25 protein-coding genes are annotated in these 25,743 nt (G+C 64.1%); 12 read left to right on the top strand and 13 right to left on the bottom strand.

Translation table 11 applies throughout. From position 1 onward, the window contains the following. The first annotated feature begins 65 nt into the window (after positions 1-65). From ACIPIJ_RS11165 to ACIPIJ_RS11135, 7 genes are all read left to right on the top strand, one after another. On the top strand, positions 66-1,676 hold the full coding sequence (locus tag ACIPIJ_RS11165) for an ABC transporter substrate-binding protein (RefSeq protein ID WP_401076245.1): 1,611 nt from the start codon (positions 66-68) through the stop codon (positions 1,674-1,676). A gap of 64 nt (positions 1,677-1,740) precedes the next feature. After that, on the top strand, positions 1,741-2,778 hold the full coding sequence (locus tag ACIPIJ_RS11160) for an ABC transporter permease (protein WP_401076243.1): 1,038 nt from the start codon (positions 1,741-1,743) through the stop codon (positions 2,776-2,778). A gap of 45 nt (positions 2,779-2,823) precedes the next feature. Next, the gene (locus ACIPIJ_RS11155) at positions 2,824-4,434 is read left to right on the top strand and encodes an ABC transporter substrate-binding protein (RefSeq protein WP_401076240.1); all 1,611 of its coding nucleotides are present in this window, start codon (positions 2,824-2,826) and stop codon (positions 4,432-4,434) included. Between the two features lie 24 nt (positions 4,435-4,458). Beyond that, the gene (locus tag ACIPIJ_RS11150; RefSeq protein WP_401076237.1) at positions 4,459-5,376 is read left to right on the top strand and encodes an ABC transporter permease; all 918 of its coding nucleotides are present in this window, start codon (positions 4,459-4,461) and stop codon (positions 5,374-5,376) included. A gap of 11 nt (positions 5,377-5,387) precedes the next feature. Further along, positions 5,388-6,227, top strand: a complete 840-nt coding sequence (locus tag ACIPIJ_RS11145) for an ABC transporter ATP-binding protein (RefSeq protein WP_401076234.1) — start codon at positions 5,388-5,390, stop codon at positions 6,225-6,227. Positions 6,228-6,238: 11 nt separating this feature from the next. Beyond that, positions 6,239-7,006, top strand: coding sequence for an ABC transporter ATP-binding protein (locus tag ACIPIJ_RS11140; protein WP_401076231.1), 768 nt, complete (start codon positions 6,239-6,241; stop codon positions 7,004-7,006). A 55-nt stretch (positions 7,007-7,061) separates the two neighbouring features. Next, positions 7,062-8,843, top strand: a complete 1,782-nt coding sequence (locus ACIPIJ_RS11135) for a glycosyl hydrolase family 28 protein (RefSeq protein ID WP_401076229.1) — start codon at positions 7,062-7,064, stop codon at positions 8,841-8,843. A 6-nt stretch (positions 8,844-8,849) separates the two neighbouring features. Here ACIPIJ_RS11135 and ACIPIJ_RS11130 read toward each other — a convergent pair whose 3' ends face one another. After that, complete coding sequence (locus tag ACIPIJ_RS11130) at positions 8,850-9,593, bottom strand: FadR/GntR family transcriptional regulator (RefSeq protein WP_401076226.1); 744 nt, start codon at positions 9,591-9,593, stop codon at positions 8,850-8,852. A gap of 96 nt (positions 9,594-9,689) precedes the next feature. Between ACIPIJ_RS11130 and ACIPIJ_RS11125 the strand changes: the two genes are divergently transcribed. Continuing rightward, complete coding sequence (locus ACIPIJ_RS11125; RefSeq protein ID WP_401076223.1) at positions 9,690-10,394, top strand: FadR/GntR family transcriptional regulator; 705 nt, start codon at positions 9,690-9,692, stop codon at positions 10,392-10,394. A 7-nt stretch (positions 10,395-10,401) separates the two neighbouring features. Here ACIPIJ_RS11125 and ACIPIJ_RS11120 read toward each other — a convergent pair whose 3' ends face one another. Genes ACIPIJ_RS11120 through ACIPIJ_RS11105 form a run of 4 tightly spaced genes read right to left on the bottom strand, consistent with a single transcriptional unit; the run spans position 10,402 to position 13,605 of the window. Then, positions 10,402-11,631 (bottom strand): pyridoxal phosphate-dependent aminotransferase, encoded by a 1,230-nt coding sequence (locus tag ACIPIJ_RS11120; protein ID WP_401076220.1) that lies wholly within the window; start codon positions 11,629-11,631, stop codon positions 10,402-10,404. Beyond that, on the bottom strand, positions 11,628-12,278 hold the full coding sequence (locus ACIPIJ_RS11115) for an RraA family protein (RefSeq protein ID WP_401076218.1): 651 nt from the start codon (positions 12,276-12,278) through the stop codon (positions 11,628-11,630). Before ACIPIJ_RS11115 ends, ACIPIJ_RS11120 begins: the two co-directional genes overlap by 4 nt. Continuing rightward, positions 12,278-12,940 carry an RraA family protein gene (locus ACIPIJ_RS11110; protein WP_401076215.1) on the bottom strand — a complete coding sequence of 221 codons (663 nt, stop codon included), beginning with the start codon at positions 12,938-12,940 and terminating at the stop codon, positions 12,278-12,280. Before ACIPIJ_RS11110 ends, ACIPIJ_RS11115 begins: the two co-directional genes overlap by 1 nt. Continuing rightward, positions 12,940-13,605: an RraA family protein gene (locus tag ACIPIJ_RS11105; protein ID WP_401076213.1), complete on the bottom strand. Its 666-nt coding sequence runs from the start codon at positions 13,603-13,605 to the stop codon at positions 12,940-12,942. Before ACIPIJ_RS11105 ends, ACIPIJ_RS11110 begins: the two co-directional genes overlap by 1 nt. Positions 13,606-13,709: 104 nt before the next feature. Here ACIPIJ_RS11105 and ACIPIJ_RS11100 point away from each other — a divergent pair, with 104 nt between their 5' ends. From ACIPIJ_RS11100 to ACIPIJ_RS11085, 4 genes are all read left to right on the top strand, one after another. Further along, entirely contained in the window at positions 13,710-14,606 is an 897-nt protein-coding gene (locus ACIPIJ_RS11100) for a LysR substrate-binding domain-containing protein (RefSeq protein ID WP_401076210.1), read from the top strand. Positions 14,607-14,697: 91 nt separating this feature from the next. Next, on the top strand, positions 14,698-15,513 hold the full coding sequence (locus ACIPIJ_RS11095) for an alpha/beta fold hydrolase (RefSeq protein ID WP_401076207.1): 816 nt from the start codon (positions 14,698-14,700) through the stop codon (positions 15,511-15,513). Between the two features lie 147 nt (positions 15,514-15,660). Continuing rightward, positions 15,661-17,016 (top strand): MFS family transporter, encoded by a 1,356-nt coding sequence (locus ACIPIJ_RS11090; RefSeq protein ID WP_401077554.1) that lies wholly within the window; start codon positions 15,661-15,663, stop codon positions 17,014-17,016. A 36-nt stretch (positions 17,017-17,052) separates the two neighbouring features. Beyond that, complete coding sequence (locus ACIPIJ_RS11085) at positions 17,053-18,075, top strand: hydroxyacid dehydrogenase (RefSeq protein ID WP_401076205.1); 1,023 nt, start codon at positions 17,053-17,055, stop codon at positions 18,073-18,075. Here the strand turns inward: ACIPIJ_RS11085 and ACIPIJ_RS11080 are convergent. The 8 genes from ACIPIJ_RS11080 to ACIPIJ_RS11045 form a co-directional block, all read right to left on the bottom strand. Next, a complete protein-coding gene (locus tag ACIPIJ_RS11080; protein ID WP_401076202.1) occupies positions 18,064-19,203 on the bottom strand; it encodes an FUSC family protein in 1,140 nt (379 codons plus the stop codon). The two genes, ACIPIJ_RS11085 and ACIPIJ_RS11080, sit on opposite strands and share 12 nt — an antisense overlap. Positions 19,204-19,289: 86 nt before the next feature. After that, on the bottom strand, positions 19,290-19,850 hold the full coding sequence (locus tag ACIPIJ_RS11075) for a TetR/AcrR family transcriptional regulator (RefSeq protein WP_401076200.1): 561 nt from the start codon (positions 19,848-19,850) through the stop codon (positions 19,290-19,292). A 94-nt stretch (positions 19,851-19,944) separates the two neighbouring features. Beyond that, a complete protein-coding gene (locus ACIPIJ_RS11070; protein ID WP_401076197.1) occupies positions 19,945-20,760 on the bottom strand; it encodes an HpcH/HpaI aldolase/citrate lyase family protein in 816 nt (271 codons plus the stop codon). Continuing rightward, a complete protein-coding gene (locus ACIPIJ_RS11065) occupies positions 20,757-21,599 on the bottom strand; it encodes a MaoC family dehydratase N-terminal domain-containing protein (RefSeq protein WP_401076194.1) in 843 nt (280 codons plus the stop codon). Before ACIPIJ_RS11065 ends, ACIPIJ_RS11070 begins: the two co-directional genes overlap by 4 nt. A gap of 13 nt (positions 21,600-21,612) precedes the next feature. Then, positions 21,613-22,542, bottom strand: a complete 930-nt coding sequence (locus ACIPIJ_RS11060) for an electron transfer flavoprotein subunit alpha/FixB family protein (RefSeq protein ID WP_401076192.1) — start codon at positions 22,540-22,542, stop codon at positions 21,613-21,615. Then, the gene (locus ACIPIJ_RS11055) at positions 22,542-23,291 is read right to left on the bottom strand and encodes an electron transfer flavoprotein subunit beta/FixA family protein (RefSeq protein ID WP_401076189.1); all 750 of its coding nucleotides are present in this window, start codon (positions 23,289-23,291) and stop codon (positions 22,542-22,544) included. The genes ACIPIJ_RS11060 and ACIPIJ_RS11055 overlap by 1 nt, the downstream gene beginning before the upstream one ends. 29 nt (positions 23,292-23,320) lie before the next feature. Continuing rightward, positions 23,321-24,523, bottom strand: a complete 1,203-nt coding sequence (locus ACIPIJ_RS11050) for a CaiB/BaiF CoA transferase family protein (RefSeq protein ID WP_401076187.1) — start codon at positions 24,521-24,523, stop codon at positions 23,321-23,323. Between the two features lie 56 nt (positions 24,524-24,579). Then, positions 24,580-25,743 (bottom strand): acyl-CoA dehydrogenase family protein, encoded by a 1,164-nt coding sequence (locus tag ACIPIJ_RS11045; protein WP_401076185.1) that lies wholly within the window; start codon positions 25,741-25,743, stop codon positions 24,580-24,582.

Below are 25,743 nucleotides of genomic sequence, written 5' to 3'. Positions count from 1 at the left end.
TGCATGGCGGCACGCGCCACCGCGTGCCGCCCGAGAGTCCAATAACTATAAAAAGGCAATCTCACATGAGCGTTCTCCCCAAATTCTGGGCGGGGGTCCTGGCAGCGTCGCTGGCGATGACCTCAGTGCCTGCTGCTTTCGCCAAAACCCCTGCCGACCAGTTGATCGTCGGCATGAGCATGATCAACCTGCTGTCGCTCGACCCGGCTGCTGCAACCGGGCTGGATGTTTCGGAGGTCAATGCCAACCTCTATGACATGCTGCTGGTCCAGGATGCGCACAACCCCGACCAACTGGTGCCGGCGCTGGCCGAGCGCTGGCAGGTCAGCGACGACCGCAAGACCCTCACGTTCAACCTGCGCCAGGGCGTCAAGTTCCAGTCCGGCAACGCGCTGAGCGCCGAGGATGTCGCCTGGTCGCTGCAACGCGTGCTCAAGCTCAACCTGGCCCTGGCCTCGACCTGGAAGGCATACGGTTTCACTGCCGGCAATGTCGACCAGCACATGCGCGCGGTCGATGAGCACACCTTCGTGGTCGAACTGCCGCGCCCAACCGACCCGATGCTGGTGCTCAATACCCTGGCAACCTCGCCAAGCGCCTTCATTCTCGACCGCAAAGTGGTCCAGCAGCACCAGAAGGGCAATGACATGGGGGGCGCCTGGCTGACCACCCACGCGGCAGGCAGTGGCCCGTACATCCTCAATAACTGGCGCGCCAACGACGTGATCCTGATGAGCCGCTTCGACGGCTACTGGGGTGGCCCGGCCAAGCTGAAGCGGGTGGTCATGCGCAACATGACCGAGTCGCAGTCGTTGCGCCTGATGGTCGAGCGCGGCGACCTGGACCTGGCCAAGGGCATGTCCGCCCCCGACATCGAGGCGCTGGAAAAGTCTGACCAGGTGCGTACCCAGACGGTGCAGCGCGGGACCCTCTACTACGTGGCGCTGAGCGTCAAAAACAAGCCTTACGACGACGCCCGCGTGCGCCAGGCCGTACGGTCACTGATCGATTATCAAGGCATCAACCAGACCGTCATGCCGCACTACGGCCAGCTTAATCAGCGCCCGCTGCCGCTGGGCTTGCCGGCGCGCCTGGATGACCCGGGCTACACGCTGAACGTGGCGCAGGCGAAACAGCTGCTGGCCGAAGCGGGTTACCCCGACGGCTTCAAGACCACCATCCGCGTGCTCACCGAGCCGCCGTTCATCAACATCGCTTCGAGCTTGCAGGCGACACTGGCCCAAGCTGGCATCCAGGCCACCATCGTCACTGGCACCGGCAACCAGATTTACGGCGCCATGCGTGAACGCAGCTTCGACATCCTGGTTGGCCGCGGTGGTGGCGGTGCCGAGCGCCACCCGCATTCAAGCCTGCGCACCCTGGTGTACAACCCCGACAACCGCGACGAAGCCAAGCTCAGCAACTTCCAGGGCTGGCGCACGTCGTTCTACAGCCCGGAGCTCAACAGCCTGATCGAGCAGGCCGAAGTCGAACCCGACAAGGCTCGCCAGCAAGCCCAGTACCAGCAAATCCAGCAAACCCTGGATGCGCAGGTGGGGGCGATCCTGCCGATTTCGCAGATGACCGACACCGTGGTGCTGTACCACGATGTGCAGAACTATCAGGCCCACAGCGCGGCCACCACCCGTTACAAAGACGTCTACAAGTCGCGATGAGCGGGACCGCGGCGCGCGCCGCGCACGCCTCGGTGTTTGCTGAATGCTTTTTCAGGAGCCTGTTATGTTGCTTTCGACTGCCTCTGTGATGGGCACCCGTGTGTCCGCCACTGCCCGCCGCGCCAGCACGGTGCTGGTGACCTTGCTTGGCCTGCTGGCGCTGACCTTCTTCATTGGCCGGGTGATGCCGCTGGACCCGGTACTGGCCGTGGTCGGGCCGGATGCCGACAGCTCTACCTACGACCAGGTGTACCGGGCCATGGGCCTGGACCAACCGATCTGGACCCAGTTCGGGCTTTACCTGAACGACCTGCTGCACGGTGATTTCGGCAATGCGCTGCTCACCGGCCACCCGGTGCTGGAAGACATCAAGCGGGTGTTCCCGGCAACCATCGAACTGGCCACCCTGGCGATCCTGTTCGGCATCCTCATCGGCTTGCCGCTGGGGGTGGTCGCAGCCAGCAACCAGGGCCGGGTGGGCGACCATGTGGCGCGGGTCATCACCTTGTTCGGCTATTCCACGCCGATTTTCTGGGTTGGCATGATGGGCCTGCTGGTGTTCTACGCCTGGCTCGGCTGGGCTGGCGGGGCAGGGCGGATCGACCTGGCCTACGACGGCATGGTGCCGGATGTCACCGGCCTGTTGCTGATCGACACCGCCTTGGCCGGCGACTGGGAAGCCTTCAGCAGCGCTGTGCGGCACATCGTCCTGCCGGGGCTGATTCTTGGCCTCAACTCGGTGGCCTACATCAGCCGCATGACCCGCAGCTTCATGCTCGAACAGCTGTCCCAGGAATACATCATCACCGCGCGGGTCAAGGGCCTGTCGCGGCGCCAGGTGGTCTGGGGCCACGCGTTTCGCAACATCCTCGTGCAATTGCTGACGGTAGTGGCCCTGGCCTACGGCTCGCTGCTCGAAGGTGCGGTACTGATTGAAACCGTGTTCGCCTGGCCCGGTTTCGGCCAGTACCTCACCAGCAGCCTGATGCTCGGCGACATGAACGCGGTGATGGGCTGCGTGCTGGTGATCGGCCTGATCTTCGTCGCCCTCAACCTGATCAGTGATGCTCTCTACAAGGTGTTCGACCCAAGGACCCGCTAAGCCCTGCGGGGTTGGCGTGAACAACTATAAAAAGAAGGACGCTCAATGAACACTCTACGTTCCCCACTGCACATGAGCCTGCTGGCTGTGGCCTTGGCGCTGGCGCCTATGGCTGCGGTGCAGGCAAAGACCCCGGCCGACCAGCTGATCGTCGGCATGAGCATGGTCAACCTGTTTTCCATCGACCCGGCCAACGCCCCGGGCCTGGACGCCTCGGGGGTCAATGCCAACCTCTACGACACGCTGGTCAAGCGCGACCAGGGCAATCCGGAGCAACACCTGCCGCAACTGGCTGAACGCTGGGATATCAGCGATGACGGCAGGCAGATCACTTTCTACTTGCGCAGCGACGTCAAGTTCCACTCCGGTAACCCGCTGACGGCAGAGGACGTGGCCTGGTCGCTGTACCGCGTGATGAAACTCAACTATGGCCTGGCCACCACCTGGAAGGCCTATGGGTACAACGCCGATAACATGCAGGGGCTGATCCGCGCCACCGACGCGCACACCCTGGTGGTCGACCTGCCGCAGCCGGCAGACCCGCTGCTGCTGATCGACTCGCTGGCGACTTCGCCCAGTGCGGTCGTCGTCGACCGCCTGGCCGTATTGAAGCACGAGAAAAATGGCGACCTCGGCGCTGCCTGGCTGGTGACCAACGAAGCGGGCAGCGGGCCTTTCAGCCTGACCAAATGGACCGCCAACGATACGTTGGTGATGACCCGCTTCGATGGCTATTGGGGCGGGCCGGCAAAAATGAAACGGGTGCTGGTGCGGCACATGACCGAGTCGCAATCACTGCGCCTGATGCTCGAACGCGGTGACCTCGACCTGGCGTACGGCATGGCTGCGCCCGACATCAAGGCCATCGAGAGCGCCGCCACGCTGCAGGTGCAGCCACTGCAACGCGGCACGATGTATTACGTGGCGTTGAGCATGAAGCAGCCCGAGTTCGCCAACCTCAAAGTCCGCGAAGCGGTGCGCAACCTGATCGACTACCAGGGCATCGACCAGCAGGTGATGCCGCATTACGGCACGCTCAACCAGCAGCCGATGCAACTGGGCCTGCAAGCCCGCCTGCCGGACCCAGGCTACAAACTCGACGTGGCCAAGGCCAAGGCGCTACTGACCGAAGCCGGCTACCCGCAAGGTTTCAGCACCACCATTCGCACGCTCTCCGAGCCACCCTTCATTGACATTGCCGCGCGCATGCAGGCCACCCTGGCCGAAGGCGGCATCACCGCCAACATCGTCACCGGCACCGGCAACCAGGTGTACGGCGCCATGCGCGCACGCAACTTCGAGATGATCGTGGCCCGCGGCGCCGAACGTTACCCGCACCCGTACTTCAGCCTGCGCACCTTTGCCTACAACCCGGACAACAGCGACAGCGCCGGCCTGCCCAACTTCCAGGGCTGGCGAGCATCGTTCTTCGATCAGCAGCTCAACACGCTGATTGAGCGGGCAGGGGTCGAGCGCGACGCAGGCAAGCGTCTGAGCCTGTACCACCAGGCGCAGCAGCGTTACGACGAAGAGGCAGGGCCGATCATGATGATCTCGCAGATGACCGACACCGCCGTCAGCGCACTGGATGTCCGCGGTTTTACCGGTGATGACGCCGAAGCGACCCGCTACCTGGGCGTCTACAAGCAACGTTGAACCTTTCACATCGAGAGCATGCCGATGATTGCCAATATTTCTTCTTCCGGTTCAAGCGCCAAGCCGCAGGCCGACCATTCGCCTGCTTCAAGCGTCGATGCGCTGTACAAGAGCAGCCTGCGGGTGCTGCGCCACCTGCTGCGCAACCCGATGACCCTGGCCGGCCTACTGGTGGCCTTGCTGCTGGTGGTGGTAGCCGCCTTTGCACCCTGGATCGCCACTCACGACCCGGTCGTGCAGAACCTTGCCAATGCCCTGCAGGCCCCCAGCGCCGCGCACTGGTTCGGCACCGACGAGTACGGCCGCGATATCTTCAGCCGGTTGGTCTACGGCTCACGCATCACCCTCTACATCATTACCCTGGTGACCGTCATCGTCGGCCCCATCGGGTTGTTCATCGGCACAGTGTCGGGCTACTTCGGCGGCCTCGTCGACACGGTGTTCATGCGCATCACCGACATCTTCATCTCGTTCCCCAGCCTGGTCCTGGCGCTGGCCTTCATCGCAGCACTCGGCCCTGGCCTTGAGCATGCGGTGGTCGCCATCGCGCTGACCTCGTGGCCACCGATCGCACGCCTGGCGCGGGCCGAAACACTGTCGCTGCGCAAGGCTGACTTCGTGGTAGCGGTAGAGCTGCAGGGGGCGTCGTCGACGCGGATCATCCTGCGCCACATCGTGCCGATGTGCCTGTCGTCGGTGATCATCCGCCTGACCATGAACATGGCCGGGATCATCCTTACCGCCGCAGCCCTGGGCTTTCTTGGCCTGGGCGCGCAGGCGCCGCTGCCGGAGTGGGGCGCGATGATCTCCACCGGCCGGCGCTACATGCTCGAATGCTGGTGGCTGGTCGCAGTACCGGGCGCGGCAATCATGCTGGTGAGCCTGGCGTTCAACCTGCTGGGCGATGGCCTGCGGGACATTCTCGACCCGCGTAGCGAATAACTGGAGGTTTCATGTCGACGCTCAAACTCAATGTCGATTCGCTCAACGTGCGCTTCGTCAATGGCAAGAAGGTCATGCACGCGGTACGCGATGTGTCGTTCACCCTGGGCCGCGAGAAGCTGGCCATCGTCGGTGAGTCCGGATCAGGCAAGTCCACGGTCGGGCGCAGTTTGCTCAAGCTGCACCCGGCCAGCACGCAGATTTCCGCCAAGGCCCTGCAGTTCGGCGATGTCGACCTGCTCGGTGCCAGCGAAAAGGCCATGCAGAAGATCCGCGGCCAGCGCATCTCGATGATCATGCAAGACCCCAAGTACTCGCTCAACCCGGTGGTCAAGGTTGGCGAGCAGATCGCCGAAGCCTACCTTGCGCACCACAAGGCCAGCCGCAGCGAGGCCCGCGAGCGGGTGCTGCTGATGCTGGAAAAGGTGCATATCCGCGACCCGCAGCGGGTCTACAACCTGTACCCGCATGAAGTCAGCGGCGGCATGGGCCAGCGCATCATGATCGCCATGATGGTGATCACCAACCCGGAGGTGATCATCGCCGACGAGCCGACCTCGGCGCTGGATGTGTCAGTGCGCCAGCAGGTGCTCAACGTGCTCGAAGAGCTGGTGGTCGAACAGCAGATGGGGCTGATCTTCGTCAGCCACGACCTCAACCTGGTGCGCAACTACTGTGACCGGGTGCTGGTGATGTATGCCGGGCGCGTGGTCGAGTCGCTTGCTGCCTGCGACCTGCAATACGCCGAACACCCTTATACCCGTGGCCTGCTGGCGGCCTTGCCGAGCATGGACAACCGCCGCCCGCGCTTGCCGGTGTTGCAACGCGACCCGCTCTGGCTCACCTGCTGAGGTAACTGACGATGTCCATGATCCAAGCACAAGCGCTGAACCTGAGTTTCGGCGTCGGCCCGGCGCTCAACCAGGTGCTGCACGATGTCGACCTGACGGTCGAAGACGGCGAGTCGTTCGGCCTGGTGGGGGAGTCGGGGTCTGGCAAGACTACCGTGTTGCGCTGCCTGGCCGGGCAATACCGGCACTGGACCGGCACGCTGAGCATTGCTGGCGCGGCGCTGCAGCACAAACCGCCCAAGGAGCACTTTCGCAAGGTGCAGATGGTCTTCCAGGACCCGTATGGCTCGTTGCACCCGCGCCATACCATCGATACCGCCTTGCGTGAGCCGCTGACCATCCACGCCATGGACGAGCGCGATGACCGGATCAACGACATCCTGGTCAAGGTCGGCCTCAACGAGAGTTTCCGCTACCGCTACCCCCACCAGTTGTCTGGCGGCCAGCGCCAGCGCGTGGCGATTGCCCGGGCGCTGATTCTGCAGCCCCGTGTGTTGCTGCTCGACGAACCGACATCGGCGCTGGACGTGTCGGTGCAGGCAGAGATTCTCAACCTGCTGGCGGACCTGCGCCAGCGCGAGAAGCTGACCTACCTGATGGTGACCCACGATCTGGGGGTGGTCAGCCACCTGTGCGACAAGGTCGCGGTGATGCAGCAGGGCCAGATCGTCGAGCGCCTGGATAGCCAGGCGTTGAGCCAGGACCTGGCCAGCCACGAGTACACCCGCATGCTGGTGCAGGCCAGCCGCGATTTCAGTGCTCAGGCTGCTTCGGCCTGAGTGAACGGGGGCCGCTTTGCGGCCCGCCCCTGGTGAAAACAAGGAAGATAAAGACATGCACAGAACACTGCTGGCCACCCTGGCCATGAGCGTCTGCCTTCCGCTGTGGGCACTCGAAGCCCCCAGCAAAGTATTAGTCCCGACCTTGGCCTACGACGACCAACAGATCATCCTGGCCTGGCAAAAGCCTGCCCACCACGCTGACATCACCGATTACCACGTCTACGCCAACGGCCAGTTGCTCGGTTCCAGCAATGCCAACAATGGCCAGGTATCCCCAGCCAAGCCGTACATCGACCACTTCTACCAGCAGGACACGCGTAATTTTCATCACCGCATCGCCATTCACAGCTTCACTGCACTGGGCCTCAAGCCCGACAACGAATACCGCTTCACCGTGCGTTCGGTGGGCCGAGACGGCAAGGAATCAGCCGACAGCCCGGTAGTGGTGCAGCGTACCACCGCCGTACCGGCGCTGTTCGATGTCCGCAAGTTTGGCGCCAAGGGCGACGGCCGTACCCTGGACACCGCCGCGATTCAACGTGCCATCGACGCCTGTACCACCGGCTGCAAGGTGCTGCTGCCCAAGGGCATCTACAAAAGCGGCGCGCTCTACCTCAAGAGCAACATGACCCTGGAAATCGCCGAAGGCTCGACCCTGCTGGGCTCCGAGCGTGCCGAGGACTACCCGCGCGACGGCTATATCCAGTACCCGTACTCGACCACCTTGCGCCCGGCCTCGCTGATCAATGCCTTGCCACGCGACCCGCGCAAACACCAGGCGTTCGAGAACATCCGCATCGTCGGCAAGGGCACAATCGACGGCAATGGCTGGAGGCGTAACCCCGATGCGATCGATGAGCGCGGGAATGCACTGCCGGTCTACCTGGCCAGCGATAACACGCGGTACATGCACGACGGCGTGCTGGCCAAAGCCCAGGTCGAGCGCGCGGTGGCCGAGGGCATGAACGTCAAGGACGCCTACGGGCAGATGCGTTCGTCGCTGATTACCCTGCGTGAGGTGAAGAACGTCTTCTACGGTGGCTTCACCGTGCTCAACCCGGCGTATCACGGCATCATGAACCTGGAAACCGAGAACGTGGTGCTGGCCAATACCACGCACAAGAGCTACGACGCCAACAACGGTGACGGCATCGAGTTCGCCAACAGCCGCGGCGCGATGGTGTTCAACAACTTTTTCGACACCGGCGACGACTGCGTCAATTTCGCTGCCGGCACCGGTGCGCAGGCCGTGAAGCAGAAGCCCCAGGAAGACGCCTGGATCTTCAACAACTACTTCCGCAAAGGGCATGGCATGGTGGTCGCGGGCAGCCACACCGGGGCGTGGATCCAGAACATCCTGGCTGAAGACAATGTCTCCGATGGCACCGATGCCGGCCTGCGCATGAAGAGCACCCATTTCATGGGTGGCGGGGCGCGCAACGTGATTTTCCGCGATTCGGCCTTGCGCAACACCGTCAAGCAGGCATTTATCTTTACCCTGGATTACAGCGATCCCAACGCCATTCTGGATTATGAAAAGTCGACCATCGCTGGGCAGTTCCGGGATGTGCGAGTCAGCGACGTGACGGTGGAAAACGCCCAGATGGCTGCCATCGAGGTCAAGGGCGACAGCCAGCATGGCGCTTATCACCACCAGCTGGCGTTCGAGCGCGTGCGGTTCAGCGGGCCGGCCAGGGCGCGCATCGATGGGCTGAAGGATTCGCGCTTCGACGCTGTCCAGTTCACCGATACCGGTGACAGCAACCCTTGGCAGGTCCGCGACAGTGCCGGCTTGGCGTTCCACGCAGTGGTGCCGGCACCCCAGGCTGAGTAAGGGCCGTTATTCGCTATAGAAGGCCTGGCGTTGCTGCGTCTCACGCAGGCGCATGCGGCTGTTGCTCAAATGCAGGTACATGGCCGCGCGTGCTGCATCGACTTGCCGGCTGACGATCGCGTCGAAGATCTGCTGATGTTCGGCGTTGATCCCCGCGAGGTAGGTGCTGCGGTTGCTTTGCCCCGTGTAGGCGGAGTTCATGCGCGTACGCGGGATCAGCTTGGTGCCCAGGTGTTTCATGATGTCGATCAGGTAGGGGTTGCCGGCCGCCTTGGCGATTTTCAGGTGGAACTGAAAGTCGGCATTGATGGTGCTGCCGGACTTTTCCGGGCCTTGCAGCAGCTCTTGCAGGGCTTGCTCGAGCTCTGCAAGCGCCTGCGGGGTGGCCCGTTCGGCAGCCATGCCTGCGGCCTGTACTTCCAGGCTGAGGCGAAAATCCAGCAGGTCGAGGACATCGGACAGCAACGCAATGGTCGCCGGCCCTACATTGAAGCCTTCAGGCGCCGGCATATCGAGCACGAAGGTACCGACACCGTGCTGGGTCTCGACCAGGCCCGCCGCCTGCATCCGCGACATGGCTTCGCGCACCACGGCACGGCTGACGCGCTCGGCGTCCATGATCTGCGCTTCGGTGGGGAGCTTATCGCCACGCTTGAGGGTGCCTTCGCGGATGCGCTGGGCAAAGCGCTCCACCAGCGCTTCGGCGAGGCGGCGAGGTTTGATTGGGGCAGTAGAGGTAACGTCGGACATCGTCTTGCTCTAGTGTGATCAGCGGGCATTATAGTGCTTTAACGCGCAAGTCTGCGGGTATAATCCCGCATCGTTTGGTTTGAAAGGATCAATTGAATGGAGCGGGATACCCCCGACCGACGCCTGAGCCTGGCCCAGCAACTGGTGCTCGACTTGTCGCGCAAAATTCTGGCCGGCGAGTTGCCCGCCGGCAGCAAGCTGCCCACCGAACAGGCGTTGACCGAAGCACGCGGCGTCAGCCGTACCGTGGTGCGCGAAGCCATGTCGCGGCTGCAGGCGGAGGGCCTGGTAGAGACGCGCCGTGGCATTGGTACTTTCGTGGTGGACACCACCCGGCCAGGTGACTTTCAAGACGGCCAAGGCGAGAAGGGCACCGCCCAGGACGCAGTGGCACGCATCGAGCTGCGCCTGAGCCTGGAAGTGGAGGGTGCCGCCCTTGCCGCACGACGCGCGACCCCAAGCCAGCTGCTGGCTTTGCGCAAAGCGCTGGATGCGGCCAACGCGGTGGGGCCGTTGCACAGGGACAGCAGCTACATCGAGTTCGCGTTCCATCTGCAGATTGCCCTGTGCACGGGCAACAGCTTCTTCATCGATGCCATGACGCATGTGGGCAATACGCTGATCAAAGACTTGCAACCCACTGTCGACCCGCACCAGCGCCTGATGCAGGCGCGTGAGCGCGAGCAGATCTACGCCGCGCTCGAGCGTGGCGACGCCGAGGTGGCGCGTGCGGCAATGCGGCTGCACCTGACCAATTGCCTGCACGGCGCGCAACGCGCGGCGCAAGCAACGGTTGGGTGAGGTTGCCTCAGGCCTGCGGCGTGACGGCCCGGCAGAACCGGCCGATGGCCGCACAGGCGCTTGACAGCGAATCATCGTCCAGCGCATAGGCAATGCGCAGGTACGGGCCGAGCCCGAAGGCACTGCCATGAACCACCGCCACATCGGCTTCGTCCAGCAGCGCCAGGGCCACATCCTCATCGGTAGCCAGGTAGCGGCCGCCGGGTGAGGATTTGCCGATGAGCCCGGCACAATCGGCAAACACATAGAACGCACCGGCCGGTGGTTCGCAGTGCAGCCCGGGGATTGCGGCGAGGGCTTCGACCATCAGGTTGCGCCGCCGCTGAAATACCGCGCGCGAAGTGTGAAGGAAATCCTTGGGGCCTTGCAGCGCTGCCAGCGCCGCCTGCTGTGAAACCGAACAGGCGCCCGAGGTCTGTTGCCCCTGCAGTTTTTCCATGGCTGCCAGCAGCCAGCGCGGGCCTGTCGCGAAGCCGATGCGCCACCCCGTCATGGCATAGGCCTTGGATACCCCGTTCATGGTCAGGGTACGGCCTGCAAGGCGCGGCTCTACCTGGGCCAAGGTGTGAAAGCGTTGATCATCGAAGATCAGGTGCTCATAAATGTCGTCGGCCAGCACCAGCACATCGGGGTTCGCCAGCAACACCTCTGCCAGTGCCTGTAGCTCACCACGGCTGTACACCGCGCCGGTCGGGTTGGATGGCGAGTTGAGGATCAGCCAGCGGGTGCGCGGGGTGATCGCCTCGGCAAGCGCCTGGGCGGTGAGCTTGAAGCCGCTGTGGGCACCGCATGGGACGATTACGCTGCGTGCACCGCACAGCTGGACCATCTCCGGGTAGCTGACCCAGAACGGCGCCGGTACGATCACCTCGTCACCCTCATTGAGGGTCGCTGCCAGGGCGTTGTAGATCACCTGCTTGCCGCCGCTGCACACCAGGGTGTCCTGCCACCCTACCGGCAAGCCGTTCTCCTCACGAAATTTCGCCGCCACCGCTTCGCGCAAGGCACGGCTGCCGGCGACCTGCGTGTAGCGGGTATGGCCTTGGTCGATGGCCTGCCTGGCCGCCTCACGGATCGGCGCGGGGGTGTCGAAGTCCGGCTCGCCCGCGCACAGGGAGATGATCTTCGCCCCTTCGGCGCGGCGCTGGGCGACGCGGTCGATGATCGCGTAGGTGGCGGAGGGGCGGGCGCTGGCCAGGCGAGTGTTCAGGCGCTGAAGGTTGCCATTGCCGGTCATTGCGCTTCTCGCCACTGGGTCAGCTGCATGAGCTCCAGCGTGGTCGTGCCTTGTTCGATGGCCTGCATCATCAATGCCTCCTTGTCAGCACGCGCCTGCCCCTCGGCGAGGGTGCGCGCGGCATCGGCTTTGGGCACGATGACCACCCCATCGTCATCGGCCACCACCAGGTCGCCCTGGGCAACCACTGCGCCGGCGAAATTGAACGGTTTGCCCAGCGAGCCCAGGCTGGCCTTGACCGTGCCCTTGACCGAGATGGCACGGGCGAATACCGGGAAGCCGCGACGCCGCAGCGCGGCGATATCGCGCACACCGCCATCGATGACCAGGCCAATGACACCGGCGGCCTCGGCGGCAACGGTAAGCACCTCTCCCCAGTAACCGGCAATGAAGTTGCCGGTGCCGACCACCAGCACACTGCCGCGTGGGACGCGCTCCAGGGCCAGGTGTAGCGCGAGGTTGTCACCTGGCGAGCACTGCAGGGGGTACGCGGGGCCCGCGATGAAGGCGCCTGCCCACACCGGGCGGATGTCGTTGTCTACCGCACAGGGTAGGTGCGAGGCCTCGAACAGGGTAGACGTGCCCAGCAGGCGGGCACGCTCGGCGAAGTCGGCGGGAAATGGCAGGTCGGAATGGTTCATGCTCATCAGGCTTTACTCTGCAGTGTGTGGTAACCCAGGGCTTCACGCGCTTGCCTGAGCGATTTGCCCTGGCTGATCTGCGTACGGATCTGCGCCTCCACCGCTTCGATACGGCGCGCAGTTGCGGCGACTTCGCGGGCGCGCTCCCGCGGCACTACCACCACGCCATTGGCGTCGGCCACGATGATGTCGCGGGCGCACACGCGGGCAGTGCCGATTGACACCGGCTGGTTGATCGCCTGCACCTGCACACGGTCTTTGCCGGTGCGCATGAAGCGGCCCTTGCTGAAGATCGGGTAGCCGTCGCCCAGGGCCTTGGTTACATCGCGGCACACACCGTCGATCACCGTCGCGGCAATACCCTGTTGCCCGGCGTACTGGGTCATGATGTCGCCCCATACCGTGCAGTCGGTACGGCCCTGGTTGTCGATCACCACCACATCGCCTGGGGCGACATCATCGATGAAGTCGCCAACGGTGCCAGGCGGGGTGCTCGCCGACACGTATTGCACGGTGTAGGCCGGGCCGACCAGCACCGTGCCGTAGTTGGCCAGTGGCATCACGCCCAGGCACTGGCCGGGCAGGCCCAGCTTGTCCAGGGCGTCCGAAACACCGGGCGTGTCCAGGCCTGCGAACAACGCCACCAGGTCTTTATCGAGGTCGCTCATCAAGGCTGCTCCGTGTTGATGGCTTCGAACTGGCTGTCGTGCATCACCTCAGCGACCGAGCGGCCGGCGCGTACGGCGTCGACCATGCCAGCCTGGCGGCGATCGATGCGCTCGGCCAGGTCCAGCACCTTGGCGATCTGCGCCTGGGGAATGAACACGGTGCCGCAACTGTCGGCGATCACGTAGTCATCCTGCGCGACCGCTACACCGGCCACCTGCACGGTGCAGGCGGCAGCGACCTGCACCACGCGGTTACGCGCGCTGATCATGGTCACACCGCGGCCATACAGCGGGTAGCCGATCGCCGCGCTGCCGTCGATATCGCGGCTGCAACCATCGATGATGCTGCCGCGCACGTTTTTTGCGCGGGCCGCATTGGCCAGTATGTCGCCCCAGCACGAAACACCTTCAAGCCCGCCGGCGATCACCAGCACACGGTCAGCCGTGGAGATGGCTTCGACCACTGGGGTGATCAAGTGCACGGTGGGGGCGCTGTCGGTCTTGGCCGCCAGCTGCACGGTGCTGGCGCGGCCAACCACCTGGGGGCACGGCCACAACGGGCGCAGGCCGAAGGTGGCGCCGGGCAGCCCGAGAAAATCGAGGGCGTCGGACACGGTATTGGTGTCCAGTGCGGCCAAGCGGTCGAGCACGCTGTCTTGGCTCATGGGTGAACCTCTGTGGTGAAGGAGGCCTGAGTGTCCGACAGCGCATATGATAGGTATATTCCTTATCAAGGATACTTAACATATGCCCAACCTATGGAACCGCCATGATCAATTTCCGCCTTATCCGCCACCTCTGGCTGTTTCTTGCGGTGGCCGAGGAACGCAACTTCGGCCGCGCAGCCAAGCGCCTGGGCATGACCCAGCCACCGTTGACCGAGCAGATCCAGATTCTCGAGCAGGCGCTCAAGGTCAAGCTGTTCGAGCGCTCCCGGCGCGGCGCGAGCCTGACCCCGGTAGGCGCGGCAATTCTGCCCGCAGTGCGCAAATTCGCCGACCAGCTCGAACGGCTGGAGTTGGCGGTGGAGGAGGCGGTGGCGGGGCACCAAGGCATGCTCACCATCGGCGCCATCTCGTCGGCCATGTTCGATGTACTGCCCGGGGTGATCGAGCGGTTCAAGCACGATCATCCGCAGGTGACGGTGTCGGTGCGTGAAATCGACAGCGTCGAGGCGGTACCCGCGCTGGAGGCAGGCGATATCGACCTGGCGTTTGCCCGGCTCGATGGCGACCTGGGCAAAGGCCTGGAGTGGCGCCCGCTGACCGAAGAGCGGCTGATGGTCGCCTTGCCGACCGAGCACCCCCTCGCCAAGCGCAGCCGCATCGACCTGGCGAGCCTGGCCAGTGAGCCACTGGTGATGTTCGCCCGCAAGGTCAGCCCGCTGTACTTCGACAACCTGATCGCGACCTGCCGTGCGCATGGTTATTCGCCCCGGGTACTGCACGAAGTGCGCTCGGTGGCTTCGCAAATCGCCTTCGTCAGTTGCGGGCAGGGTATTGCCCTGGTGCCCGCTGCCATGAAAAAGCTTGCGCCGGCCAATGTGGTAATGCGGCCGCTGTCGCAGAAGGTCAGCGTGGTGACCACCACCTATGCCTGGAATACCGCACGGGGCAACCCGTTGGTGGAGGCGTTGGTGGCGCAGTTGGGGGCGGGCAGTCGATAGGTTTGGCGTATGGAAAAGATTGTCGATGAGGAATTTACAGATGGCCGATGACCGTCGAGAGTGAGCGCCCCAACCCAGCAGGAGCTCACCCGTGCCCGACTCGCAATCTTATCGCCAGTGCGTGCTGCCTTTGACGATCGAAGGGGTCAATCTTGAGCTGGCCACTGCGTATCGCCAAGGGCAGGGCGCGCCGATCCTGTTCCTGCATGGTTTCGGCTCGACCAAGGAAGATTACGCCGGCCTGACGCGACAGCCAGCATTCGCTGGCCGTGGGTTCATTGCGTATGACGCGCCGGGGTGCGGTGAAAGCCGTTGCAGTGACCTGACGCGTATCGACGTCCCGCTGTTGCTGGCGACCGCGCTCAAGGTACTCGACCACTTTGCCGTCGAGCGCTTTCACGTGGTGGGGCACTCGATGGGCGGCCTGACAGCGCTGCTGCTCGCCGACCACTGCCCCGAGCGCGTGATCAGCTTCGTCGACATCGAAGGCAACATCGCCCCGGAGGATTGCTTCCTCAGCCGCCAGATCTTCGACTACCCGGCTGAGCAACCCGGGGCATTCTTCGATGCCTTCATCGAGCGCACCCGCCACAGCAGCGACCCGGCCAGTGCGCTGTACGCTGCCAGCCTGCCGTACAAGGTGCGGGCCGAGGCGGTAAGGGGCATTTTCACCTCGATGGTGCAGCTGTCCGACCAGGGCGAGCTGATGACCCGGTTTCTCGGCCTGCCGTGCCCGCGCCTGTTCATGTACGGCGAGCAGAACAGCCACCTGTCCTACCTGGCAGATATCCGGGCCAAGGGCGTGGAACTGGCCAGCATCCCTGAGTGTGGGCACTTCCCGATGTATTCCAACCCCATCGAAATGTGGCGCCGGATCGCGGATTTCCAGGCCCGGCATGGCGGCTGAAGTGTCATCGGCGTCAGGGCAACTTAGCCATGCCGGGCAGGCATAACTGATAGACGCCCGGCAGGCCTTCCGCGAAAACGGCGCTGTGCAAAGCTGTACCCGAGTCGGTAAAACAATAACAACAAGGGTACTAACATGAATGCAGACATGGGCATGGCCCGTCCGTTGACGCGCAAAGAGCGCACCACCGCCATCGTCGGCGTGTGTTCCGGCAACCTGGTGGAGTGGTACGACTTCTTCATCTACGCCTACACCTCGATCTACTTCGCTTCGCTGTTCTTCCCGGCAGGTGACCAGACCAGCCAGCTGCTGGCCACGGCGGGCATCTTTGCGGTGGGCTTTTTCATGCGCCCGCTGGGCGGCTGGATCTTTGGCTACATCGCCGATACCCGCGGGCGCAAGATTTCCATGATCATCTCGGTGTTCATGATGTGCGGCGGCTCGCTGATGATCGCGATCATGCCCACTTACGCATCCATCGGCGTCGCCGCACCGGTGTTGCTGGTGGTGGCACGGCTGATGCAGGGGCTGTCGGTCGGTGCCGAGTATGGCACCGGGGCCACCTACATCAGTGAGGTGTCGAGGGCAGGGCGGCGTTCGTTCTATGGCTCCTTCCAGTACATGACCATCATTGCCGGCCAACTGCTAGCCTTGCTCACCGTGGCCGTGCTGCAGCTGGTGCTTTCCGAGCAGGACCTCAAGGCCTGGGGCTGGCGGGTGCCCTTCCTGATCGGTGCATTGGCCTCTATCGTGGTGGTGTACCTGCGCCGGACCATGCGTGAGACGGCCACCGAGCAGGACATGAAGCGCAAGGAGGCCGGCTCGATCAAGGCGTTGCTGCAACACAAGCGCGCCGTGTTGCTGACCTTCACCATTACCATCGGTTGCTCGTTGTACTTCTATACCTTTACCGCCTACATGCAGAAGTTTCTGGTAGTCAGCGTCGGCATGCCTGCGCCGACGGTAAGCATCATCATGGCAGCGGCGCTGGTGATCTTCATGCTCTGCCAGCCGGTCTTCGGCCTGCTCGCCGACAAGATTGGCGTGCGCCGCAACATGATCATCTTCGGCGTGCTGTCGACGTGCCTGGTCATCCCGCTGCTGACCGCCATCAAGTCGGTGCACAGCCCGCTGGGCGCTTTCGCGCTGGTGGTAGGCGGGCTGCTCATCGCAGCGTTCTATACCCCGGTGACCGGCGTGCTCAAGGCCGACTTCTACCCGCCGACCGTTCGCGCACTGGGGGTAGGCCTGCCTTATGCCGTGGGCGCGGCGATGTTCGGTGGCTCGGCCGAGTACGTGGCACTGACCTTCCGCTCACTGGGCGTGGAGGAGTACTTCTACCTGTACGTGGCCGCTATCGGCGCCATTACCCTGGTTTCCGCACTGCTGATGCCCGACTTGCGCCAGCACGGTTACCTGGATGGCGACGGCAAGGTCGAGGAAAACATCGGTGTGCGCAAGTTCACGGGGCGCAAGCCGTTGCCTACCCACGTCAGCCACTGAGGCGCCGGCAAGATGAGCTTGAATTCAAAGAAGGTCATGCGTTTCGACGTTTGGTACCACCCGGTAATGGCGCAGACCTTGGCCATGACGCCAGGGGTCGAATTGACGACTGTGGCACGCGCCGAGCGCCCCGAGGTGATCTTGCGGGCACTGCGCAGCAGCCATGTGTATCAGGTCCCCTCGGCCCGCGATGAGCTGCCCCAGGCCTGGCACGTGACTGCACCCCTGTTGAGGCAGTTGCCGAGCCTCTTGTGCGTATCCACCAACGGCGCCGGCTATGACACGGTCGACATCGCCGCGTGCAGCCGGGCCGGCGTGCTGGTGGTCAACCAGTCTGGTGCCAATGCCCAGTCGGTGGCAGAGGCGGCCATCGGCCTTATGCTCGATTGCGCCCGGCGTATCAGCGAGTCTGACCGGCGCTTGCGCTCGACCAGGGGCTTCGCCCGTGAAGATTTGATGGGCGCAGAACTGTACGAGAAAACGCTGGGCATCGTGGGCCTGGGCGAAATCGGCACCCGGGTAGCGCGTATTGCGCAGGCACTGGGGATGCAGGTGATTGCCCATGATCCGCTGCTGGACACCGAACAGATCACTGGCAGGGGAGCCCGGCCGTGTTCGCTGGATGAACTGCTGGAGCAAAGCCATGTGGTTTCGCTGCATTGCCCGAGAACTCCGGTGACCCTGAACGTGATGGACGCGGCTGCCTTTGCACGGATGCGTCAAGGCGCCATCTTCATCAACACGGCCCGCGGGGGGCTGCACGATGAAGCCGCCCTGTATGGCGCGCTCGCCAGCGGCCATCTTGGCGGCGCCGGCCTCGACGTCTGGGACGAAGAACCGCCTGCACTCGATCACCCGCTGCTGGGGTTGAAGAATGTTGTCGGCCTTTACCACACCGCTGGGGTCACCGCCGAGGCCCGGTGGCGGATGGGGCACTGGGCAGCGCAGCAGATCCTCCAGGTACTGAACGCTGAACCCGGGCCACGCATGGTCAACCCTGAGGTGTTCCCGGTGTATCTGGAGCGGTTACGGGCTAGCGCCGCCCCCTCAATCGCCTGACGGTGTGTGCTGATCGACCGGCGTGCGCTGGCGGACGAACAGGTTCGCCAGGCGCACGACGCCGATCAGGACAAAACCTGCAACGACACCTTCCAGGCGTATCCAGCCGGGTTCCGGGCTGGCATGCGTGTAGGTGTCGGGCACCATCACCACCAGGTACACCAGCGCGAACTGGGTGCCGGCATAGGCAAAGGCGCGGTTGCTGTTTTCGATATGCCGGCCCAGCAGGACCCCGATGCACATCATCAAGGTCATGGCGAGCCAGTTCGAACCCAGCAATGCCAGCGCCAGCCCCGCGCACGCGGCACCCGCCGCACAGCCGACCAGGCGGTGGATATTGCGCAGCGCTACGGTTCTGCTACCCGGCACCAATGCCGCCGGCGGCACCATCATCACCGCCATGACGGTGATGGCGGCCTGGCTCAGCCCCTCGACAGCCAGCCAGTGGCCGAGCAAGGGTATCAGTGCCAGGGCGAGGCCGGCCTGCAGCACGTGCACCAGCATGCGGCGGGTTATCTGCGCCGGCACAGCGCCCTGGGCCAGGCTGGCGTGCGCACCCACAGCCGGCAAGGCACGCCTCACTGTGCGGCCCGAAAGCATGGCCACGAACCAGCAGGCCAGCGTCCCGCAGGCGACTTCCTCGACCCGCGTGCGGGCGAAATACAGCACGCCGTCGGCGCTGTCTGCCTGCAGGCTGGCGAGGGCGACCATGGCGAAGGTCAGCCCGGCGAACAGCCAGGCATAGCCATGCGCGTAGCGGATGGCACACAGCAGCGTGGCAGCGCCGACCAGGCCGATCACCGGCCCAAGCCAATGCCCGGGCAAACCTGTACGGGTCGCCAGCACCGCAGCGGCCATGGCGCCGGCAGCGGTGCCGATGATTCTCAGCCCACCGCGGTAGACGCTGTCGTGCAGGCTCGAGCGCATCACCATGTAGCCGCTGAACGCCGCCCAGCCGACGTTGGCTACGCCCAGGTAATGCGCCATGGCGATGGCCAGTAGCACCGAGAGCAGCGTTTCGACCTCGTCCAACAGGCGCTGGGGCAAACGTTCCGGGGCAAGGAATTCCGCGCGGATGCCCTGGCAGAAGGCTGCAAGGCTACGCCAGGGGGAGCTGTGATCGGACATTGTGTGACGTGAACCTGTTCGACGGCATGGCAAGGCGCGCCATAGGCCCCTGAGCACAGGATAGGCCAGCCTGGGCAATCACAGGTTTAAACGGGGCAGGGTTGCAGCAGGGCGCGACACATGGCCAGCACACGTTCTTCGACCCAGGTTTCATCGCAGTGGCCCCGTTCATCGCGCATCCCGTCGGCTGCATCGATGACGGTCAGCATCGCCAGGCAGGTGCGCTGGGTATCAGGCAGGCGCGGTTGTGCGGCCTGGATGATGTGCGTCAGCGGCAGGCTCAACCGCCCCAGCGCCTGTTGCAGCCAACGGCGCTGCCGGCCGTCGAGGTGACGTGCCTCGTGACGCAGCAGCAATGGCTCATGAGGGTGGCTGCGCTGGCGCCTGAGCATGAAGCGCACGAACCCGTTCAGGTCGTTGGCGTGCGCGCCGTTGTGCCAGGCTTCTATACGCCGCTCGACCACATCGAGCAGCACGTTCAGCAACAGGTCCTGCTTGCAGGCGACATGGTGGTAAAGGCTGCCGGGCAGCAACCCGACCCGGCTGGCCAGCTGGCGCATGCTCATGGCGGCGTAGCCGGACTCAGCCATCAATTGTGCTGCCGCCTGCAAGAGGGATGCAGGGCAGGGTCTCAATGCTTCAGCCATCGATGGGGCCTCCCCAGGGTGCCCCCGGTACAGGCCGCCACTGCGCGTCAGAACAGTGAGACGAGCCTGTACCGTGGGCATGTACGCGTGTCAGTCAATCTGCGTGCAGCAGCAGCGCGCGGGCGCGCAGGATCACCGGGGCATCGACCATCTGCCCGTCCAGGGTAAACACGCCGGCGCCGATTTCGGCCTGGGCAACCACACGCCGCGCCCAGTCCAACTCGGCGTCGGCAGGCTTGAGCGCCGTATGTATGATCGCCACCTGGCTCGGGTGGATGCACAAGGCGCCGCCAAAGCCCATGTCGCGGGCGAACTGCACGTGGCGCTGCAGCCCGGCGGTGTCCTGGATGGCGGGGTATACACCGTCCAGCGGTGCGGCCAGCCCGGCAACGCGGCTATGCAGCAGCACGGCATAGCGGGCATGCCCCAGCACCTGTCCTGCCGCTTCGCTGCCTGTGGCCAGGCCCAGGTCCAGCCCCAGGTCGAGGCTGCCGAACGACAGGCGATCAACACCTGGTGCGCTGGCCAGCGAGGGCAGGGCAGCAAGGCCTTTGGCGCTTTCGATGATCGGCCATACCGGCTTGCCGGTGGCATGGGCCCGTGCGATCTGCTCGCAGGTTTCGGCCTTGGGCAACAGTATCCCGACAACCCCAGGCTGGCGCTGGCACAGCGCAAGGTCCGCTTCATGCGCCCAGTGCCCCGGTGCGTTTACCCGCACCAGTACGCGGGCGCCCGGTTGCGCGCTGAGAAACTGCTCCAGGTTATCGCGTGACTGCTCCTTGAGCGCCTCTTCGACCGCATCTTCCAGGTCGACGATGACCCGGTCGGCGCCACTGGCCAGCGCCTTGGGTATGCGCTCTGGACGGCTGGCCGGAACGAACAGTGCACTGCGAACGGTTGCCGGGTTCATGCTTGTACCCCTTGCGTGAATTCGACTTCGCCCACCTGCGCCTGGCCCGCGGCATTGCCAGCCCAGACCTGCGCCGTGCCATCGCCCAGCAGGCGGCCGCCGACTTCGAAGGCGTCGGGGCAGATCAACGGCCGCACCCCGCGGAAGCTGAAGCGGCGCACCTGCGCGTGCGGGTGCGCCTGGACGAACGCGCGCAGGTTCAAGGTCGCGATCAAGGGGCCATGCACGACCAGGCCTGGGTAGCCCTCTGTTTCGGTGACATAGGGCCAGTCATAGTGGATACGGTGGCCGTTGAAGGTCACTGCCGAATAGCGGAACAGCAGCGTCGGGGTCGGTTGCACAGCGTGCTGCCACTCACCTTGCGGCAGTGGGTCGGTGCCGCTCAACTTGGGCGGCGTGGGCTCGCGGTAGACGATGTCCTGCTCTTCGACCAGTGCGCATTGGCCGTCCTGCACGTACTCATGCTGCACCGTGACGAACAGCAACGAGCCGGTGCGGCCGTGCTTTTCCTGCACATCCAGAATGGTCGAACGGCGCGTCACCTGGGCGTCGACGCGCAGCGGCTGGTTGAACGTCAGGCGGCCGCCGGCCCACATCCGGTTGCGGTTGTCGGCGGGCGGCAGGAAGCCGCCACGGGCGGGGTGGCCGTCGGCCCCAAGCCCCGGCTCCTCGACCGGTTCCTGAAAGAACGCCCAATGCCACAGCAGGGGCAAGGCGTCGCCGGGGGCTGGCGCGGGCTCGTTGAGCGTGGCGGCCAGGCGCTTCACCAGGTTATGGCTGATGTGGTCGTGGCTGGTCTCGCTGCGGCCGACCCAGTTCTGCAAAGCATGTGTCGTCATGATCGTTGTCCTTTTACAGGGAAGCGGTGAGTTCCGGCACGCGTTCGAACAAGTCACCCACCAGGCCGTAATCAGCTACCTGGAAGATGGGCGCTTCTTCATCCTTGTTGATCGCAACGATCACCTTGGAGTCTTTCATGCCGGCCAGGTGCTGGATGGCGCCGGAAATACCCACGGCGATGTACAGCTGCGGCGCAACGATTTTGCCGGTCTGGCCCACTTGCATGTCGTTGGGCACGAAGCCTGCGTCCACCGCTGCGCGCGAAGCACCGACCGCCGCGCCGAGCTTGTCGGCCAGGCTGTACAGGTGCTTGAAGTTGTCACCGTTGCCCAGGCCACGGCCGCCGGACACCACAACCTTGGCTGCGGTCAGCTCCGGGCGCTCTGAAGTGGCCAGTTGCTCGCCGACAACGCGTGACAGCAGGGTATCCGTGGCGCCCGCCAGTGCTTCGATCACTGCACCGCCGCCGCTGACCGGGACGGCATCGAAGCCGGTGCTGCGCACCGTGATGACCTTGACGGCCGCGCTCGATTGCACGGTGGCGATGGCATTACCGGCATAGATCGGGCGCTTGAAGGTGTCGCTGGACTCGACCGCAATGATCTCGGAAATCTGGTCGACATCCAGCAGGGCGGCAACCCGCGGCAAGGTGTTTTTGCCATTGCTGGTGGCGGGCGCCAGTATGTGACTGAAGTCGCGGCCAAGGGCTGCGACCAGGGGCGCGAGGTTTTCCGGTAATTGATGCGCGTAGGCGGCATCGTCGGCGACCAGCACTTTGCTGACACAGGCAACCTCGGCAGCGGCGAACGCCACCCCTGCAACATCATGGCCGGCCACCAGCACGACAATTTCACCGCCGATCTGCTGCGCCGCAGCCAGGGTGTTGAGCGTGGCGGCCGCCAGCGTCTGGTTGTCGTGGTCTGCTACTACCAAAATAGCCATTATATTACCTTCGCCTCGTGTTTCAGTTTCTCGACCAGTTCGGCCACTGACTTGACCCTGATGCCCGCGCTACGGGCCGCAGGCGCTTCGACTTTCAGGGTCTTGTGGGTGGAGGCGAGCGATACGCCCAGCGCATCTGGCGTCACAGTCTCCAGCGGCTTCTTCTTGGCCTTCATGATGTTGGGCAGCGACGCGTAGCGCGGTTCATTCAGGCGCAGGTCGGTGGTGACGATGGCCGGCAGGTTCAGGGCAACGGTCTGCAGGCCGCCATCGATTTCACGGGTGACGTTCAGCGTGTCGCCAGCGACTTCGACCTTGGAGGCGAAGGTGCCTTGGGCGTAGCGGGTCAGCGCGGCCAGCATCTGGCCGGTCTGGTTGTTATCACTGTCGATGGCCTGCTTGCCGAGGATGACCAGCTGCGGCTGCTCTTTGTCGACAACGGCTTTCAGCGCCTTGGCCACGGCCAGCGAATTCAGCTCATCGGCGGCTTCGACCAGGATCGCCCGGTCGGCACCCAGCGCCAGCGCGGTACGCAGCTGCTCCTGGGCAGTGGTCGGGCCGACGGAGACAACCACGATCTCGCTCGCCACGCCTTTCTCTTTCAGGCGTACGGCTTCTTCGACGGCGATTTCGCAGAAGGGGTTCATGGACATCTTGACGTTTGTCAGGTCGACGCCGGACTGATCCGCCTTGACGCGAACCTTGACGTTGTAATCGACCACACGTTTGATAGCGACCAGCACTTTCATAAGCAGTAGTTCTCTTTGAAAAAGAGGGGTCAGATCACCCCTGAAACGCGCAGCTGTTGAATGCGTTGGCCAGGCAGGCCCAGTTCGGCCAGGATGGCTTCGCTGTGTTCGCCCAGGGCAGGCACCGGGTCCATGCGCGGGCTGTAGGCATTGCTGGTGGCGGGCGGTAGCAGGCTGGGTACGCTGCCGGCGGCGGTGTCGACCTGCCGCCAGCGCTCGCGCGCTTTCAGTTGCGGGTGCTGCCACACGCCTTGCATGTCGTTGACTTTGGCGTTGGCGATGCTTGCCTGGTCCAGGCGCTGGATCACGGTACCGAAGTCCAGCGCAGCGAATGCCTGCACAATCAGTGCACGCAAGGCATCCCGGTTGGCCACACGCTTGAAATTGGCGGCGAAGCGGTCATCGCTGGCCAGGTCCGGCTGCAGCAATACCTGCTCGCAAAACAGCTGCCACTCGCGTTCGTTCTGCAACCCGAGCATGACAGTGCTGCCATCGCCGATCGGGAACGGCCCATAGGGGTAGATCGTGGCGTGGGCGGCGCCGGCGCGTGGTGGCGGCGGGGCGCCTTGATAGGCGTAGTACAGCGGATAGTTCATCCACTCGACCAGGGCTTCGAGCATGGACACCTCGACTTGGCTGCCCACCCCGGTCTTCTCGCGCAGTAATACCGCCGAGAGGATACCGGTGTAGGCATACATGCCCGCAGCAATGTCTGCGATGGAATTGCCCGCCTTGGCCATGTGCTCATCGCCTGGGCCGCCGGTCACCGACAGGAACCCGCCCTCACTCTGGATCAGCAGGTCATAGGCCTTTTTCTGCTCGTAAGGCCCACCGCTGCCGTAACCGGAGATATCGCACACGATCAGCCTGGGGAAGCGCGCATGCAGCGCCTCGAAACTCAAGCCCAGGCGCGCCGCGGCGCCCGGCGCCAGGTTTTGTACCAGTACATCGGCCTGTTCGAGCAATTGCTCGAGGATGTCGCCGGCGATGTCCTGCTTCAGGTCCAGCGCCAGGCTTTCTTTCGAGCGGTTGGTCCAGACGAAGTGCGAGGCGAGGCCGTTGACCCGTTGGTCGTAGCCGCGGGCGAAGTCACCGCTGCCAGGGCGTTCGACTTTGATCACCCGCGCGCCGAGGTCGGCTAGTTGGCGGGTGCAGAACGGCGCGGCGATGGCGTGTTCGAGGCTGATGACGGTGATGCCGTCGAGTGGGCGGATGGCCGTGGGCTGGCTCATGATTATTATCTCTCCTGGCAAAGACACCCCTCACCGTGGGCGAGGGGAATTGCGGATCAGAACGAGCGTGGCAGCTCCAGCAGGTGTTCGGCCACGTACGACAGGATCAGGTTGGTGGAGATCGGCGCCACCTGGTACAGGCGGGTTTCGCGGAACTTGCGCTCGACGTCGTATTCGTTGGCGAAGCCGAAGCCACCATGGGTCTGCAGGCAGGCGTTGGCGGCTTCCCAGCTGGCCTTGGCCGCCAGGTACTTGGCCATGTTCGCAGCGGCACCGGCATTGCGGCCGCTGTCGTATTCCACGCAGGCACGCCAGCGCATCAGGTCGGCTGCCTCGATCTCGATGTGGGCTTCGGCGATGGGGAACTGCACGCCTTGGTTCTGGCCGATCGGGCGACCGAACACCACGCGGTCGCGGGCGTATTGGCTGGCTTTTTCGACGAACCAGCGGCCGTCTCCTATGCACTCGGCGGCGATCAGCGTGCGTTCGGCATTGAGCCCGTCGAGGATGTAGCGGAAGCCTTTGCCTTCTTCGCCGATCAGGCTGCTGGCAGGGATCTCGAGGTTGTCGAAGAACAGTTCGTTGGTTTCGTGGTTGACCAGGTTGGCAATCGGTTGCACGGTCATGCCGTTGCCGATGGCCTCGCGCAGGTCGACCAGGAAGATCGACATGCCTTCGGACTTTTTCTTCACCTCGGCCAGCGGCGTGGTGCGCGCCAGCAGGATCATCAGGTCGGAGTGCTGAACGCGGGAGATCCACACCTTCTGCCCATTGATCACATACTTGTCGCCCTTGCGCACGGCGGTGGTCTTGATCTTGGTGGTGTCGGTTCCGGTGGTCGGCTCGGTCACGCCCATCGACTGCAGGCGCAGTTCGCCACTGGCGAGCTTGGGCAGGTAGTAGCCTTTCTGTTCTTCGCTGCCGTTACGCAGCAGGGTGAACATGTTGTACATCTGGCCATGGATGGTGCCGGAGTTGCCACCACAGGCGTTCACTTCCTCCAGAATCACCGACGCTTCGGCCAGGCCCAGGCCCGAGCCGCCGAATTGCTCGGGGATCATCGCCGACAGCCAACCTGCGTCAGTCATGGCTTTGACGAAGGCTTCAGGGAAGCCTTTCTGTTCGTCGATCTTGCGCCAGTATTCGGCGGGGAAATCCGCGCACAGGGCGCGCACGCCCTCACGGATGGCCGTCAGTTCTTCGTGGTTGGTTGCAGTCAT

It is taken from the genome of Pseudomonas sp. NPDC087185 (assembly GCF_044744955.1).
Classification (GTDB): domain Bacteria; phylum Pseudomonadota; class Gammaproteobacteria; order Pseudomonadales; family Pseudomonadaceae; genus Aquipseudomonas.
Note: the sequence above shows the minus strand (reverse complement) of the source record. Positions and strands in the feature narration are given on the sequence as shown.

Coding starts and splice junctions, on each gene's coding strand:
- ACIPIJ_RS11065 (WP_401076194.1), bottom strand. CDS start 21,599: ATGACGACACATGCTTTGCAGAACTGGGTCGGCCGCAGCGAGACCAGC.
- ACIPIJ_RS11150 (WP_401076237.1), top strand. CDS start 4,459: ATGATTGCCAATATTTCTTCTTCCGGTTCAAGCGCCAAGCCGCAGGCC.
- ACIPIJ_RS11075 (WP_401076200.1), bottom strand. CDS start 19,850: ATGGCTGAAGCATTGAGACCCTGCCCTGCATCCCTCTTGCAGGCGGCA.
- ACIPIJ_RS11125 (WP_401076223.1), top strand. CDS start 9,690: ATGGAGCGGGATACCCCCGACCGACGCCTGAGCCTGGCCCAGCAACTG.
- ACIPIJ_RS11045 (WP_401076185.1), bottom strand. CDS start 25,743: ATGACTGCAACCAACCACGAAGAACTGACGGCCATCCGTGAGGGCGTG.
- ACIPIJ_RS11080 (WP_401076202.1), bottom strand. CDS start 19,203: ATGTCCGATCACAGCTCCCCCTGGCGTAGCCTTGCAGCCTTCTGCCAG.
- ACIPIJ_RS11050 (WP_401076187.1), bottom strand. CDS start 24,523: ATGAGCCAGCCCACGGCCATCCGCCCACTCGACGGCATCACCGTCATC.
- ACIPIJ_RS11110 (WP_401076215.1), bottom strand. CDS start 12,940: ATGAGCGACCTCGATAAAGACCTGGTGGCGTTGTTCGCAGGCCTGGAC.
- ACIPIJ_RS11060 (WP_401076192.1), bottom strand. CDS start 22,542: ATGGCTATTTTGGTAGTAGCAGACCACGACAACCAGACGCTGGCGGCC.
- ACIPIJ_RS11090 (WP_401077554.1), top strand. CDS start 15,661: ATGGGCATGGCCCGTCCGTTGACGCGCAAAGAGCGCACCACCGCCATC.
- ACIPIJ_RS11115 (WP_401076218.1), bottom strand. CDS start 12,278: ATGAGCATGAACCATTCCGACCTGCCATTTCCCGCCGACTTCGCCGAG.
- ACIPIJ_RS11120 (WP_401076220.1), bottom strand. CDS start 11,631: ATGACCGGCAATGGCAACCTTCAGCGCCTGAACACTCGCCTGGCCAGC.
- ACIPIJ_RS11100 (WP_401076210.1), top strand. CDS start 13,710: ATGATCAATTTCCGCCTTATCCGCCACCTCTGGCTGTTTCTTGCGGTG.
- ACIPIJ_RS11130 (WP_401076226.1), bottom strand. CDS start 9,593: ATGTCCGACGTTACCTCTACTGCCCCAATCAAACCTCGCCGCCTCGCC.
- ACIPIJ_RS11055 (WP_401076189.1), bottom strand. CDS start 23,291: ATGAAAGTGCTGGTCGCTATCAAACGTGTGGTCGATTACAACGTCAAG.
- ACIPIJ_RS11145 (WP_401076234.1), top strand. CDS start 5,388: ATGTCGACGCTCAAACTCAATGTCGATTCGCTCAACGTGCGCTTCGTC.
- ACIPIJ_RS11105 (WP_401076213.1), bottom strand. CDS start 13,605: ATGAGCCAAGACAGCGTGCTCGACCGCTTGGCCGCACTGGACACCAAT.
- ACIPIJ_RS11070 (WP_401076197.1), bottom strand. CDS start 20,760: ATGAACCCGGCAACCGTTCGCAGTGCACTGTTCGTTCCGGCCAGCCGT.
- ACIPIJ_RS11155 (WP_401076240.1), top strand. CDS start 2,824: ATGAACACTCTACGTTCCCCACTGCACATGAGCCTGCTGGCTGTGGCC.
- ACIPIJ_RS11165 (WP_401076245.1), top strand. CDS start 66: ATGAGCGTTCTCCCCAAATTCTGGGCGGGGGTCCTGGCAGCGTCGCTG.
- ACIPIJ_RS11135 (WP_401076229.1), top strand. CDS start 7,062: ATGCACAGAACACTGCTGGCCACCCTGGCCATGAGCGTCTGCCTTCCG.
- ACIPIJ_RS11160 (WP_401076243.1), top strand. CDS start 1,741: ATGTTGCTTTCGACTGCCTCTGTGATGGGCACCCGTGTGTCCGCCACT.
- ACIPIJ_RS11140 (WP_401076231.1), top strand. CDS start 6,239: ATGTCCATGATCCAAGCACAAGCGCTGAACCTGAGTTTCGGCGTCGGC.
- ACIPIJ_RS11085 (WP_401076205.1), top strand. CDS start 17,053: ATGCGTTTCGACGTTTGGTACCACCCGGTAATGGCGCAGACCTTGGCC.